Source organism: Cupriavidus basilensis (assembly GCF_000832305.1).
Classification (GTDB): Bacteria; Pseudomonadota; Gammaproteobacteria; order Burkholderiales; family Burkholderiaceae; genus Cupriavidus; species Cupriavidus basilensis_F.
In genome coordinates this window covers 414,724-426,712 of the sequence record NZ_CP010536.1, presented here as the reverse complement: position 1 = coordinate 426,712, position 11,989 = coordinate 414,724, and the positions used below count along the sequence as shown (strand labels likewise).

Annotated in this window: 15 protein-coding genes; 3 read left to right on the top strand and 12 right to left on the bottom strand. The window is 65.5% G+C overall.

Going from position 1 to position 11,989, the window contains the following annotated elements:
* Nucleotides 1-85: 85 nt before the first annotated feature.
* From RR42_RS01890 to RR42_RS01865, 7 genes are all read right to left on the bottom strand, one after another.
* Nucleotides 86-298, bottom strand: a complete 213-nt coding sequence (locus tag RR42_RS01890; protein WP_043343364.1) for a DUF2970 domain-containing protein — start codon at nt 296-298, stop codon at nt 86-88.
* Nucleotides 299-332: 34 nt separating this feature from the next.
* Nucleotides 333-947 carry a cytochrome c oxidase assembly protein gene (locus RR42_RS01885; protein WP_043343362.1) on the bottom strand — a complete coding sequence of 205 codons (615 nt, stop codon included), beginning with the start codon at nt 945-947 and terminating at the stop codon, nt 333-335.
* A 17-nt stretch (nt 948-964) separates the two neighbouring features.
* The gene (locus RR42_RS40360) at nt 965-1,096 is read right to left on the bottom strand and encodes a cytochrome oxidase small assembly protein (RefSeq protein WP_236702028.1); all 132 of its coding nucleotides are present in this window, start codon (nt 1,094-1,096) and stop codon (nt 965-967) included.
* Nucleotides 1,097-1,173: 77 nt separating this feature from the next.
* The gene (gene ctaD / locus RR42_RS01880) at nt 1,174-2,778 is read right to left on the bottom strand and encodes a cytochrome c oxidase subunit I (RefSeq protein ID WP_043343359.1); all 1,605 of its coding nucleotides are present in this window, start codon (nt 2,776-2,778) and stop codon (nt 1,174-1,176) included.
* 23 nt (nt 2,779-2,801) lie between these two features.
* Nucleotides 2,802-4,064, bottom strand: coding sequence for a cytochrome c oxidase subunit II (coxB, locus tag RR42_RS01875; protein ID WP_043343355.1), 1,263 nt, complete (start codon nt 4,062-4,064; stop codon nt 2,802-2,804).
* Nucleotides 4,065-4,121: 57 nt separating this feature from the next.
* Nucleotides 4,122-4,631 carry a DUF2244 domain-containing protein gene (locus tag RR42_RS01870; RefSeq protein WP_043343353.1) on the bottom strand — a complete coding sequence of 170 codons (510 nt, stop codon included), beginning with the start codon at nt 4,629-4,631 and terminating at the stop codon, nt 4,122-4,124.
* A gap of 265 nt (nt 4,632-4,896) precedes the next feature.
* Nucleotides 4,897-5,844: a methyltransferase domain-containing protein gene (locus RR42_RS01865; protein WP_144409727.1), complete on the bottom strand. Its 948-nt coding sequence runs from the start codon at nt 5,842-5,844 to the stop codon at nt 4,897-4,899.
* Between RR42_RS01865 and RR42_RS01860 the strand changes: the two genes are divergently transcribed.
* Together RR42_RS01860 and trmL are read left to right on the top strand one after the other, a co-directional pair.
* On the top strand, nt 5,833-6,783 hold the full coding sequence (locus RR42_RS01860) for a ComF family protein (protein ID WP_330218504.1): 951 nt from the start codon (nt 5,833-5,835) through the stop codon (nt 6,781-6,783). The genes RR42_RS01865 and RR42_RS01860 overlap by 12 nt on opposite strands.
* A 70-nt stretch (nt 6,784-6,853) precedes the next feature.
* The gene (gene trmL, locus RR42_RS01855; RefSeq protein WP_043343349.1) at nt 6,854-7,324 is read left to right on the top strand and encodes a tRNA (uridine(34)/cytosine(34)/5-carboxymethylaminomethyluridine(34)-2'-O)-methyltransferase TrmL; all 471 of its coding nucleotides are present in this window, start codon (nt 6,854-6,856) and stop codon (nt 7,322-7,324) included.
* Nucleotides 7,325-7,345: 21 nt separating this feature from the next.
* Here trmL and RR42_RS01850 read toward each other — a convergent pair whose 3' ends face one another.
* The 5 genes from RR42_RS01850 to RR42_RS01830 all read right to left on the bottom strand — a co-directional run bounded on the left by RR42_RS01850 (nt 7,346) and on the right by RR42_RS01830 (nt 10,952).
* Nucleotides 7,346-8,338, bottom strand: a complete 993-nt coding sequence (locus RR42_RS01850; protein ID WP_043343346.1) for a Bug family tripartite tricarboxylate transporter substrate binding protein — start codon at nt 8,336-8,338, stop codon at nt 7,346-7,348.
* Between the two features lie 7 nt (nt 8,339-8,345).
* Nucleotides 8,346-9,362 (bottom strand): NAD(P)H-dependent glycerol-3-phosphate dehydrogenase, encoded by a 1,017-nt coding sequence (locus tag RR42_RS01845; RefSeq protein ID WP_043343344.1) that lies wholly within the window; start codon nt 9,360-9,362, stop codon nt 8,346-8,348.
* Between the two features lie 117 nt (nt 9,363-9,479).
* Nucleotides 9,480-9,998 (bottom strand): protein-export chaperone SecB, encoded by a 519-nt coding sequence (gene secB, locus RR42_RS01840; RefSeq protein WP_043343340.1) that lies wholly within the window; start codon nt 9,996-9,998, stop codon nt 9,480-9,482.
* 164 nt (nt 9,999-10,162) lie between these two features.
* Nucleotides 10,163-10,420 carry a glutaredoxin 3 gene (gene grxC / locus RR42_RS01835; RefSeq protein WP_043343338.1) on the bottom strand — a complete coding sequence of 86 codons (258 nt, stop codon included), beginning with the start codon at nt 10,418-10,420 and terminating at the stop codon, nt 10,163-10,165.
* A gap of 118 nt (nt 10,421-10,538) precedes the next feature.
* Nucleotides 10,539-10,952: a rhodanese-like domain-containing protein gene (locus RR42_RS01830; RefSeq protein WP_043343334.1), complete on the bottom strand. Its 414-nt coding sequence runs from the start codon at nt 10,950-10,952 to the stop codon at nt 10,539-10,541.
* A 140-nt stretch (nt 10,953-11,092) separates the two neighbouring features.
* Between RR42_RS01830 and gpmA the strand changes: the two genes are divergently transcribed.
* Entirely contained in the window at nt 11,093-11,839 is a 747-nt protein-coding gene (gene gpmA / locus RR42_RS01825) for a 2,3-diphosphoglycerate-dependent phosphoglycerate mutase (RefSeq protein ID WP_043343332.1), read from the top strand.
* Nucleotides 11,840-11,989: the final 150 nt, after the last annotated feature.

Genomic DNA, 11,989 nt, shown 5'->3' with positions numbered 1-11,989 from the left:
TCCAGCCCTGACAAGGCCGGCGGCATGCTTTTGCCCTGCTCTTTTTACTTACTCCTGCCCTGCCCGTGCTTTGCGCTGCATGGCCTCACCCTACCACCACACGCACGACCGTGATCAGCACCGCGATCAGGATGGCTACCCCGATCAGGCCGGCAATGATCACATGGACCGGGTTGAGTTGTGCCATGTCGCGCTCATGCTCGCTGCCCTTGCGCAGGCCGATAAACGACCAGAACACCGCGCGCAGCGTCTGCGCGAATGACATCTTGCGCTTGACCGCGTCCTTCATCTCATCCACGGCTTTTCCCCTGCAACCTGCCTCGCCTGCAAACTCAAATGCCCTTGCCTGCGCCTGCCGGCTGCGCGTCGAGGGGGCCTTGCGGCGCTTGCGCCACAGGCGTCCCGATCTCGAAGAAGGTATAGGACAGCGTAATGTTCTTCACGTCTTTCGGCAGGTCCGGATCGATCACGAACACAACCGGCATCTCGCGTGCTTCCTTCGCCTTCAGCGTCTGCTCCTTGAAGCAGAAGCACTCGATCTTCTTGAAATACTGCGTGGCCAGCTTGGGCAGGTAGCTCGGGATGGCCTGCGCCGAGATATCGCGTGCCTGGCCGTTCGCCACTTCGTAGACGATGGTGGTCATCTCGCCCGGGTGCACTTCCATGCTGCGCTTGACCGGACGGAAGGCAAAGGGCCCGCGCGCATTGGAGTCGAACTCGACCGTGATCGTGCGGGTTTTGTCCACCTGCGTGTTCTTGACCTGGCCACCGTACAGGTCGCGCGTGGTCACCACGTTCAGGCCGGTGATCTCGCAGATCTTCTTGTACAGCGGCACCAGCGCATAGCCAAACGAGAACATCAACGCCACCACCACCAACAGCCGCAGCATCATCCCGCGGTTGAACTTCTTGTCGGTGGCATTGCTTGACTGCTGGTTCGCGCTCATCTCAATACCCTGCAGCTTCAGCCGAGAAAGATCATCTTGGCGAAGAAACCCAAAAAGAAAACCATCACGATCGAGAAGAGGATCAGGCCGAGACGACGATTGGCGGCCTTGCGGTCTGCCTGCGATGGACTTTTGTTTGGATCCTGCATAACACCTTGCTTGCGTGGCGCGGAAGGACGGGCAGTGCCCATCCTTCCGTGCTTATTGCGGCTTGCCTGACTGCGGCTTACTTGACTTGCGGCGGCACTTCAAAGGTGTGGAACGGGGCCGGCGACGGCACGGTCCATTCCAGGCCCTCGGCGCCATCCCAAGGCTTGTCCCCGGCTGCCTTGCCGCCACGGTAGGACGGCAGCACCACGAAGAAGAAGAAATACACCTGCATCAGGCCGAAGCCCAGTGCGCCGATCGATGCGATCGCGTTGAAATCCGCGAACTGGGTCGGGTAGTCGGCATAGCGACGCGGCATGCCGGCCAGGCCCAGGAAGTGCATCGGGAAGAAGGTGATGTTGAAGAAAATCATCGAGCCCCAGAAGTGGATCTGGCCGCGGGTTTCGTTGTACATGAAACCGCTCCACTTCGGACCCCAGTAGTAGAAGCCCGAGAACATCGCGAACAGCGAGCCCGCCACCAGCACGTAGTGGAAGTGGGCAACGATGAAGTAGGTGTCCTGCAACTGGATGTCGATCGGGGCCACCGCCGGCATCAGGCCGGTGAAGCCACCGATGGTGAACACGAAGATGAAGCCAATCGCGAACAGCATCGGGGTCTCGAAGGTCATCGAGCCACGCCACATGGTGGCGATCCAGTTGAAGATCTTCACAGCCGTCGGCACCGCGATCAGCATGGTGGCGTACATGAAGAACAACTGGCCGGTCACGGGCATGCCGGTCGTGAACATGTGGTGAGCCCACACGATGAACGACAGGATGGCGATCGAAGCGGTCGCGTAGACCATCGAGCTATAGCCGAACAGGCGCTTGCGGGCGAAGGTCGGCACGACGTGCGAGACGATCCCGAACGCCGGCAAGATCATGATGTAGACCTCGGGGTGGCCGAAGAACCAGAAGATGTGCTGGTACATCACCGGGTCGCCGCCGCCGGCAGCCGAGAAGAAGCTCGTGCCGAAGTGACGGTCGGTCAGCACCATGGTGATGGCGCCAGCCAGCACCGGCATCACGGCGATCAGCAGGTAGGCGGTGATCAGCCAGGTCCAGCAGAACATCGGCATCTTCATCAGCGTCATGCCGGGCGCGCGCATGTTGAGCACCGTGACGATGATGTTGATCGAGCCCATGATCGACGACGCGCCCATGATGTGCATGGCGAAAATTGCCATGTCCATGCCGGGGCCCATCTGCACCGACAGCGGCGCGTACAGGGTCCAGCCGGCGGCGGTGGCGCCGCCCGGTGCGAAGAACGAGAGCACCAGCAGCAATGCTGCCGGGGGCATCAGCCAGAAGCTGAAGTTGTTCATCCGCGCGAACGCCATGTCGGATGCGCCGATCTGCAGCGGGATCATCCAGTTGGCAAAGCCGACGAAGGCCGGCATGATCGCGCCGAACACCATGATCAGGCCGTGCATGGTGGTGAACTGGTTGAACAGTTCCGGGCGGAAGAACTGCAAGCCCGGCTCGAACAGCTCGAGACGGATCAGCAGTGCCAGCACGCCGCCAGACAGCAGCATGGTGAACGAGAACAGCAGGTACAGCGTGCCGATGTCCTTGTGGTTGGTGGCAAACAGCCAACGGCGCCAGCCATGCGGTTGATCGTGGTGATCGTCATGCGCGTGGTCGTGCGGGTGGGCGAGCGCGTCCGGGGTAGCAGTACTCATCGCGAAAACTCCTGAAATCCTGTTCAACCTGCGGCGCGGTCGCCCGCGGCGCTGGCCTGCTTGGCAGCGGGCTTGTCTTCCGTCTTGGGCGCGGCGTCGCCGCTCGCGCCAGGTGCGCCGCCGCCTTCGCGGAACTTGCCGGCACGCGCATTCACGAAATCGCTCGGTTGAATCACTTCACCCGTCTTGTTACCCCAGTTGTTGCGGGTGTAGGTCATGACGGCAGCGAGCTCGGTATCGGAGAGGTGCTTCCACACCGGCATGGCACCCTTGCCTTCCAGCAGGATATGCATCTGGCCTGCGTCCGGGCCATTGACGATCTTGGAGCCGTCGAGAGCCGGGAAGGCGCCGCCGCCCTTGCCGTTAGGCTGGTGGCAGACCGCGCAGTTGGCGGTGTAGACCTTCTCGCCACGGGCCTTGAGCTCGTCCAGGGTCCAGGTCTTGTTGGGATCGTCCGCCTTGGCGGCGAGCTCCTTCTTCTTGCCGTCGACCCACTTGGCGTAGTCGGCGTCGGAGACGACGCGCACGACGATCGGCATGAAGGCGTGTTCCTTGCCGCACAGCTCTGCGCACTGGCCACGGTACACGCCAACCTTCTCGGCCTTGAACCAGGTGTCGCGCACGAAGCCGGGGATGGCATCCTGCTTGACGCCGAAGGCCGGGATCATCCAGGCATGGATGACGTCATTGGCCGTCAGCACCATGCGGACCTTCTTGTTCACGGGCACCACCATCTCGTTGTCCACCTCCATCAGGTAGGTGTTCGACTTGGGGGCCTCGTTGTTGATCTGCTCGCGCGGGGTGGTCAGGGTGGACACGAAGGAAATCCCCTCGCCGTCGCCCTTCAGGTAGTCGTAGCCCCACTTCCACTGGTAGCCAGTGGCCTTGATGGTGAGGTCGGCGTTGGTGGTGTCCTTCATCGCCACGACCGTCTTGGTGGCGGGCAGGGCCATGCCGATGACGATCAGGAAGGGGATGATGGTCCAGATCACCTCGACGGTGATGCTTTCGTGGAAGGAGGCCGACTTCGCGCCCTTGGACTTGCGGTGCGTGAACACGGAGTAGAACATCACCGCGAACACGCCGATGAAGATCACGGTGCACATGATCAGCATCATCCAGTTCAGCCAGTGAATCTGCTCGGCGATCTTGGTGACCGGCTCGGTCAGATTGAGCTGTCGCACGGCGGGGCCACCTGGCATGTCTTCCACTGCCAGGGCTGCATGGCCGGTGAGCAGGGACGCCCCCACCAGACACGCTGCGGATGCCTTCTTCCACATTTTCATTTGTTATCTACCCATTTTACAGATTCAAATCTGTGACCCGCCCGCCCCCGCTGCCTCTCAGAGGCAACGCAAAGCCGATGCGAGCTCCTGCGCGAACTTTCGCCGCTTGTACGGGTCCAGAAAACACCCCACCCGCACAGCGCTCTTGCCCGAGCGCAGCAACACCAGCGCCCGTAATGATTCACCCGGTTCAACCCGCACCCATAGCGGGTTGAATTCATGCCGTGTCAGCTGCCCTGCACTGACCGAAACCACTACCAGCCTGCCGTCGACGAGGCTGATGCGCTCGTAGTCCGACGCATGCCGCCCGTGCACCAGCAGGGCGATGCCAAGCCCCAGCAGTTCCAGCCCGGCAAAGGGAAGCACGAGCCATGACCCTCGCCACGCGAAGAACAAAGCGATGGCGAGCGAAACACTGACGATTGAGAGGTAAAACCAGCCAACCTGGCGCGGAGACAGCGAACAATTCCGCTTCATCAGCCAGTCTTTGTCCGGCGGGCCAAATCCGTCGGAACTGCCGCCGGATTTGTCTTGCGCCGTCTGGAGTGCGATACCCAAGTCTTGCATCGCCAACCTTGCATCGCCAACTACTCTGCGCTGGATGCACGCCTGGACGATTGCGCCTGGGACGCACCATTGAAGTGCGATTTCGGGCAAATTGTGCCAGGGAGACCACTGCGACAAACTGGCGCATTATAGGGCGCTTCGCCTACTCGGACAAGGCCGCTACTTGACCAAGGGGCTAGCGCGCGACAAGTTTTTGTGCATCGGCACGGTGCCAGCCACAGGCCGCTTGACTGCGCCGCCGATGCGTGCAGCAGCGCCGCGGACGTTACTTGCGCTGCCGCGCGCGCCCGATCTTGTCGAGCGGAACCACAGCGTGGCCGAGCTCATCGACAGCCTGCTTGCCGCGCGGCGCCAGCTTCCACGCATGCCCGTAGACGATCTCGAACGTAAGCGGGATCAGCCCCTCGGCATTGCGCTGGCGCTCCAGCGCAGCCAGCAGCGCCGCAAGCCAGCGGCGCCCGCGCAGCCCTCCCTGGCTCGCGCCAGCCGGCAGGCGCAGCCCGCCGAAGGCCTGCACTTCGCGCAGCAGCGTGCGCGGCGACTCATAGGTGATCGTCAGGGTCTCCATGTCCATCACGGGCGTGGACCAGCCGCTGTGCACCAGCATGTCCCCGATATCATGCATGTCGACGAAGCGCAACGTGTGGGCGTCGCCATCCACTTCGGCAAAGGCGGCGCGCAGTTGCGCCAGCGTATCGGGCCCGAACAGCGAGAACAGCACCAGGCCTTCGTCGCGGGTGACCCGGTGCCACTCCGGGAACACCCGGTGCGGCTCGGGGTGCCAGTGCAGCGCCAGGTTGGACCACAACAGGTCGAAGCTGGCCGGGGCGAAAGGCAATGTGGCAAGATCGCCCTGCACCAGGTCGAAAGTCGGGCGCTTGCCAAGCAGGCGCCCCAGCCATCCGGACTGGCGCTGGGGATCGCGCTGGGCGGCCTCGCGCAGCATGGCGCCGGAAATATCCATCCCGGCGATCTGCGCATCCGGGTACTGGGCGCGCAGCGCGGCCAGGCCGCGCCCGTGGCCGCAGCCGATATCGAGCGCGCGCGCCGGCGCCAGCCGGATCATCTGCATGCGTTCCTGCATGCGCTGGCCGATCTCGCCCAGCAGGAAGTCCAGCTGGCCGAATCCGGCGCTGCGCCGGTCGAAGGCGAGGCGGGTCAGCCGCGTGGGCGGCAAATAGGCATCGGGGGAGTCGGCGTCATGCAGGGACACGGTCAAACCAGGCAACAAGAAACTAAGAATGAGGATGACGGCCGGCGTGAAGCGGCCGTCGGGCATGCGGTGCGCGCGCCGGCGGGCGCCGCAACAGGATCGCAAGTATACGCGCCCACCGCCGGGCCTGCCGCCGACGGCCCCGACGTGCCGCATGCGGCAGTTGCGCCCGTGCCGTGCCCGCAGGCGCGCCCGGGCGAAAGCGCGCTGCGCCATCACGCGCGGCGCTTGCTGCGCACGCTCCTGCCAGCGGCTTGCGCACTTTGCGGCACCGTGCAGGACGAAACCGTCTGCGCAGGTTGCGCGCTGGAGTTGCTGGCGCCGCTGCCGCGTTGCCGCTGCTGCGCCCGGCCGCTCGGGCGCTCCGCCGGGCCAGGCGCAGCCTCGCTCTGTGCCCAGTGCCGCTACGAGCCGCCGCCTTTCGACGACGCGCTGGTGCTGGGCGACTACGCCCGCCCGCAGGACGGCCTGGTGCTGGCCTTGAAGTTCGGCGGCGTGCTGCCGCTGGCGGACTGGCTTGGGGGCGAACTGGCGCGCCGCTGGCAGGCCGAGTCCGGCAGATCCGGCCTGGCCCTGCCCGATGTGCTGGCGCCGATCCCGCTGTCCGCGCAGCGCCTTGCCGAGCGCGGCTTCAACCAGTCCTGGGAAATCGCCCGGCCGCTGGCGCGCCGGCTGGGCGTGCGCGCCGCGCCAACGCTGCTGGCGAGGTTGCGCGACACCCCGGCCCAAGCCACGCTGGACCTGCCCGCGCGGCAGGCCAACCTGCAGGATGCCTTCGGCCTCGGGGCCAGCCATGACGTTGCAGGCCAGCATGTCGGCCTGGTCGACGATGTGATGACCAGCGGCGCCACCTTGGGCGAAGCGGCACGGGTCCTGAAGGCCAACGGCGCGGCGCGCGTGACGCTGGTGGTCGCCTTGCGCACGCCGGGCCCGGCGTGACAGCCGGCGCCCGGCAGGGTAAGCTGCCCAGCGTTTCACGGCTGCGGCGCCCCTGGCCCGCCCCTCCCCCATGTTCAATGTCGTCCTGGTCGAACCCGAGATCCCGCCGAACACCGGCAATGTGATACGGCTGTGCGCCAACACCGGTGCGCGCCTGCACCTTGTCAAGCCGCTCGGCTTTCCGCTGGAAGACGCGCGCATGCGCCGCGCCGGCCTGGACTATCACGAGTACGCCAGCATGCGCGTGCACGAGAACTGGGACGCGCTGATGGAAAGCGAGCGACCCGACCCGGCCCGCATGTTCGCGCTGACCACGCATGGCTCGACGCCCTTCGGCCAGGTGAGCTTCCAGCCCGGGGACTGGTTTGTGTTCGGCTCGGAAACGCGCGGCCTGGCGCCGGAGCGGCGCGAATGGTTTCCCACCGCGCAGCGCATCCGGCTGCCGATGCGCCCGGACAACCGCAGCCTCAACCTCTCCAATACCGTCGCGGTCGTGGTGTTCGAAGCCTGGCGCCAGAACGGCTTTGCCGGCGGCGCCTGAGGCCGCCGCCCGCGCCCTTCCCTATTCCGGCTGCACGCCCGCCGCACGGATCACCTTGTCCCACCGCACCTTCTCGCTCGCCATGGTCTGGCGCAGCGATTGCGGCGCGGTGCCGGCCGGCACGAAATACTGGGCGCGCATCTTGGCGCGCACGTCCTCGCTGCCGATAATGGCCACCAATTCGCGATAGAGCCGGTCGATCACCGGCGCGGGCGTGCCCGCCGGGGCCAGCACCGCTTGCCATGAGATCGCCTCGAAGCCGGGATAGCCGGATTCCGCCACGGTTGGCACCGCGGGCAGCAAGCTGGTGCGCCCGCTGGTGGTGACCGCGATGATGCGCAGCTTGCCGGCGGTCACCAGCGGCATGGCGATGACCGGCACCATGAAGCCGGCCTGCACCTGGCCGCCGACCATGGCGGTGGTGATCTGCGCAAACCCCGGATAGGGGATGTGCTGCAGGTCGATGCCGGCGGCCGCCTTGAGCTGCTCCATGGCCAGGTGGGCGGCGCTGCCGTTGCCGACCGACCCGTAGTTCAGCACACCCGGCCGGGAGCGGGCCAGGGCCACGAACTCCCGCACGTCATGCACCGGCAGGCGGGCATCCACCACCAGCACATTGGGCGAAGTCGCCACCAGCGACACGGGGGCGAGCTGGCGCACCGGGTCGTAGCCGAGATGGCGCGACAAGGTGGGCGCGGTGACCAGCGGCCCGTTGATGGTGAGCAGCAAGGTATAGCCGTCCGGGGCGGCCCTGGCCACCATGCCGGTACCGATATTGCCGCCGGCGCCCGGGCGGTTCTCCACCACGACCGCTTGTCCGAGCGCTGCAGCCAGCTTCTCGGTCAGCAGGCGCGCGATCAGGTCGGGCGAGGACCCTGCCGGGAACGGCACCACCATGCGGATCGGCTTTACCGGCCAGGGCTGGGCGGATGCGGGCGTGGCCAGCGCAGTGCCAGCCACGCCGGGCATGGCGCAGGCGGCAAGGGCCTTCAGGAGGCGGCGACGATCTTCCATCGCGCGCTCACTCATCGCGTGCATCGCGCTGGAGCAGCCGCGCCACCGCGTCGGCGGCGGGCAGCCCCTCGAAGAGCACGGCACATACCGCGCGCGTGATCGGCATATCGACGCCCTTGGCCGCGGCCAGCGCCGCCACGGCCTGCGCGCAGCGCACGCCTTCGGCAACGTGGCCAAGCTCGGCCAGAATCTGCGCCAGCGTCTTGCCCTGCGCCAGTTGCTGGCCGACCTTGCGATTGCGCGAGAGGTCGCCCGTGGCGGTCAGGATCAGGTCGCCCATACCGGCCAGGCCCATGAAGGTTTCGACGCGTCCTCCCAATGCCATGCCGAGCCGGGTCATCTCGGCCAGGCCGCGCGTCACCAGCGCGGCGCGCGCGTTCAGGCCAAGGCCCAGGCCATCGCTGGCGCCGGTGGCAATCGCCAGCACGTTCTTGACTGCCCCCCCCACCTCGGCGCCGACCAGGTCATCGCTGCCGTAGATGCGCATGGCATGGTGATGGAAAGCCTGCTGAGCCAGCTCGGACAGCGCCGGCGAAGTGCCCGCCACGGTCAGCGCGCAGGGCAGGCCCAGCGCCACTTCACGGGCAAAACTGGGGCCGGTCAGCACACCGTAGCTGGTGTCGGCAAGACGGCCGGCGGCGGTGAGCTCTTCCCGCACCATCTGGTGCGGCAACGCATTGGTGCCAGCTTCAAAACCCTTGCACAGCCAGAGCATGCGCAAGCCCCCGGCCTGGCTCGCGGCCAGCCTGCGCGTCATTTCGCGCAGGCCCGAGACCGGCGTGGCGACGATCACCAGGCCATCGGGTTCGACATCGGCATGCGCCGCGGCCCGCTCGAAATCGGGTTCCACCACAAGCCGCCCGGACAGCGGCACGCCGGGCAGGTAGGTAGCATTGACGCGGTCGGCGCCGATAGCGGCCAGCTGGGCGGCATCACGCCCCCACAGCACCACATCGTGGGCCGCGGCGGCATGGCTGGCGAGCGCGGTGCCCCAGGCACCTGCACCGAAGACAGTGATTTTCATGGCGGGTTGCCTCGCTTGTTCGGCCTCGAAGCCTTAAGCCTTGCGCGCCACGAATGACGCGAACCGGAAAGACAAAACGGGGCCGAAGCCCCGTCTTTGCGACATCCTGCAGCAGGATCAGTGACGAGCCTGGCTGCCGTCGGGCATCACGATGCCGCTGTTGCCACCTTGCGCGGTTTCCGCTTCTTCCATCGCGGCTTGCAGGCGCTGTTCGTACAGGGCCTGGAAGTTGATTTCCGACAGATGAATAGCCTGGAATCCGGCGCGGGTGATCACGTCGGCGATATTGCTACGCAGGTACGGGTAGAGAATGGTCGGGCAGGCAATGCCCAGCAGCGGGTCGAGCTGCTCCACCGGCACGTTGCGGATATCGAAGATGCCGGCCTGGTGGGCTTCCACCAGGAAGGCAACCTTGTCCTGCACCTTGGTGGTCACGGTACCGGTCACCACGACTTCGAAGATGCCTTCCTGGAGTTGCGAGGCACCCACGTTCACCTGCACTTCCACGGCCGGCGCTTCGGTCTCGAGGAAGATGCCGGGCGAATTCGGCTGCTCGAGCGACATGTCCTTCAGGTACACGCGCTGGATGTTGAAGAACGGCTGGTCTTCCTGCTGATTGTTCTGCTGGTCGCTCATGAAAGGCTTCCGGAAAAATGGGCGTTGGGGGGCCAGGCGTGCGGGACATTGGCATCCCGGGCGGGATTGGCCCAGGGTCATGGCCCGGGTCGGCACCCGGTTGGAAAACGTATATGGTACATGACGCGGGTGGCGAATTCACCCGCAGCGGGGCAGGCGGCGCTTCAGGCTGCCAGCAGCGGCACCAGGCCACCCTGGCGATCGAGCGCCGAGAGGTCGTCGAAGCCACCGACATGGGTCTCGTCGATGTAGATCTGCGGCACGGTACGGCGACCGGTGCGGCTCATCATTTCCTCGCGCTTGCCGGGCTCGCGGTCGATCAGGATCTTCTCGATCGCCTCCACGCCCTTGGCCTTCAGAAGGCGCTCGGCCATCTGGCAATACGGACAAACTACCGTGCTGTACATTACAACGCGGGCCATGCGCATCTCCTTGAAAAACGGAATCCGGAGGTTGGTCGGGTGCTCGCAAGCCAGGACAGCGGCGGCAACGGAAGACGTGCCCCCGGCGCCGCTTGCCTGTGTCGCTTGCCTGCGCCGCTTACTTGACGACGGGCAGACCGGCTTGCTGCCAGGCGGCAAGGCCACCTTCGAGCGAATAGATCTCACTGTAACCGGCTTCCTTCAGGGCTGCTTGACCCTTGCCCGAGCGCTGGCCGGTCTGGCACACGACGATGATGGGGACGGACTTGTCCTTTGCAAGGCTGGCGGCACGGCTTGCCAGGTCGGCAAGTGGCGCGCTCTTGGCTTGCGGCAGGTGGCCCTTGGCGTATTCGGTGGCTTCCCGGATATCCACGACCACGGCATTGCGCTTGTTGATCAGCTGGGTAGCGGCGGCCGGGTTGACGGTCTTGCCGGAGGTTCCGCGCGAGATGGTGGGCCACGCCAGCAGGCCGCCCGACACGACGGCGAGGGCGATCAAGGCAAGGTTGTTGTAGTCGGCGAAGAAATTCACGTTGGCATTCCGGTGGGTTGAGTCGGCGGCATTATAAAATAGACGGTTTGGCGCCCGCGACCCGCTATTGTCTCCTAGTTGACACATGTGCGGCGGTATGTGGCAGGGCGCACACAGGTTTCTCACGCTTTGGAAGCAGCATGTACAAACTCGTTCTCATCCGCCACGGCGAATCCACGTGGAATCTCGAAAACCGCTTCACCGGCTGGGTCGACGTCGACCTCACCGACACCGGCGTGGCCCAGGCCAAGCTGGGCGGCAAGCTGCTGCGCGAGGCAGGGCTGGCCTTCGATGTAGCCTACACCTCGGTGTTGAAGCGTGCCATCCGCACGCTGTGGCATGTGCAGGACGAAATGGACCTGATGTGGATTCCGGTCCGGAACGAATGGCGCCTGAACGAACGCCACTATGGTTCGCTGTCCGGCCTGAACAAGGCCGAGACCGCCGCCAGGTTCGGCAACGAGCAGGTACTGGTATGGCGCCGCAGCTACGACACCCCGCCGCCGGCGCTCGAAGCGAACGATCCGCGTGCGGCTTACGACGATCCGCGCTACGCTCAAGTGCCGCGCGAGCAGATTCCGCTGACCGAATGCCTGAAGGACACGGTCGAACGCGTGCTGCCGCTATGGAACGAATCCATCGCCCCCGACATCAAAGCGGGGAAGCGCGTGGTAATCGCCGCCCATGGCAACAGCATCCGCGCGCTGGTGAAATACCTCGACCAGATCTCGGATGACGACATCGTTGGCATCAACATCCCCAATGGCACCCCGCTCGTGTACGAGCTGGACGCCGACCTGCGCCCGCTGCGTCATTACTACCTGGGCGACCAGGAAGCGATCGCAGCCTCCCTGGCCGCCGTGGCGAACCAAGGCAAGGCAAACTGAGGCCCGGCCCGGGCGAGCGCCGCGAGGCTCGCCCGGCCGCCTCAGGCAGTGGGCCAGGCCTTTTTTGCTGCTCCCTCTTATACTGTCGGACAAATCCGGCCGGTGCGATGCGCCAGGCCGGCTCCGACACAGCACAATCCTCACACGTTC

Excerpts from the sequence above, each read along its gene's own strand:
- RR42_RS01885 (WP_043343362.1), bottom strand. The coding sequence starts at position 947 with ATGAGCGCGAACCAGCAGTCAAGCAATGCCACCGACAAGAAGTTCAAC.
- RR42_RS40360 (WP_236702028.1), bottom strand. The coding sequence starts at position 1,096 with ATGCAGGATCCAAACAAAAGTCCATCGCAGGCAGACCGCAAGGCCGCC.
- ctaD (WP_043343359.1), bottom strand. The coding sequence starts at position 2,778 with ATGAGTACTGCTACCCCGGACGCGCTCGCCCACCCGCACGACCACGCG.
- coxB (WP_043343355.1), bottom strand. The coding sequence starts at position 4,064 with ATGAAAATGTGGAAGAAGGCATCCGCAGCGTGTCTGGTGGGGGCGTCC.
- RR42_RS01870 (WP_043343353.1), bottom strand. The coding sequence starts at position 4,631 with ATGCAAGACTTGGGTATCGCACTCCAGACGGCGCAAGACAAATCCGGC.
- RR42_RS01860 (WP_330218504.1), top strand. The coding sequence starts at position 5,833 with ATGCAGGGACACGGTCAAACCAGGCAACAAGAAACTAAGAATGAGGAT.
- trmL (WP_043343349.1), top strand. The coding sequence starts at position 6,854 with ATGTTCAATGTCGTCCTGGTCGAACCCGAGATCCCGCCGAACACCGGC.
- RR42_RS01850 (WP_043343346.1), bottom strand. The coding sequence starts at position 8,338 with ATGGAAGATCGTCGCCGCCTCCTGAAGGCCCTTGCCGCCTGCGCCATG.
- RR42_RS01845 (WP_043343344.1), bottom strand. The coding sequence starts at position 9,362 with ATGAAAATCACTGTCTTCGGTGCAGGTGCCTGGGGCACCGCGCTCGCC.
- secB (WP_043343340.1), bottom strand. The coding sequence starts at position 9,998 with ATGAGCGACCAGCAGAACAATCAGCAGGAAGACCAGCCGTTCTTCAAC.
- grxC (WP_043343338.1), bottom strand. The coding sequence starts at position 10,420 with ATGGCCCGCGTTGTAATGTACAGCACGGTAGTTTGTCCGTATTGCCAG.
- gpmA (WP_043343332.1), top strand. The coding sequence starts at position 11,093 with ATGTACAAACTCGTTCTCATCCGCCACGGCGAATCCACGTGGAATCTC.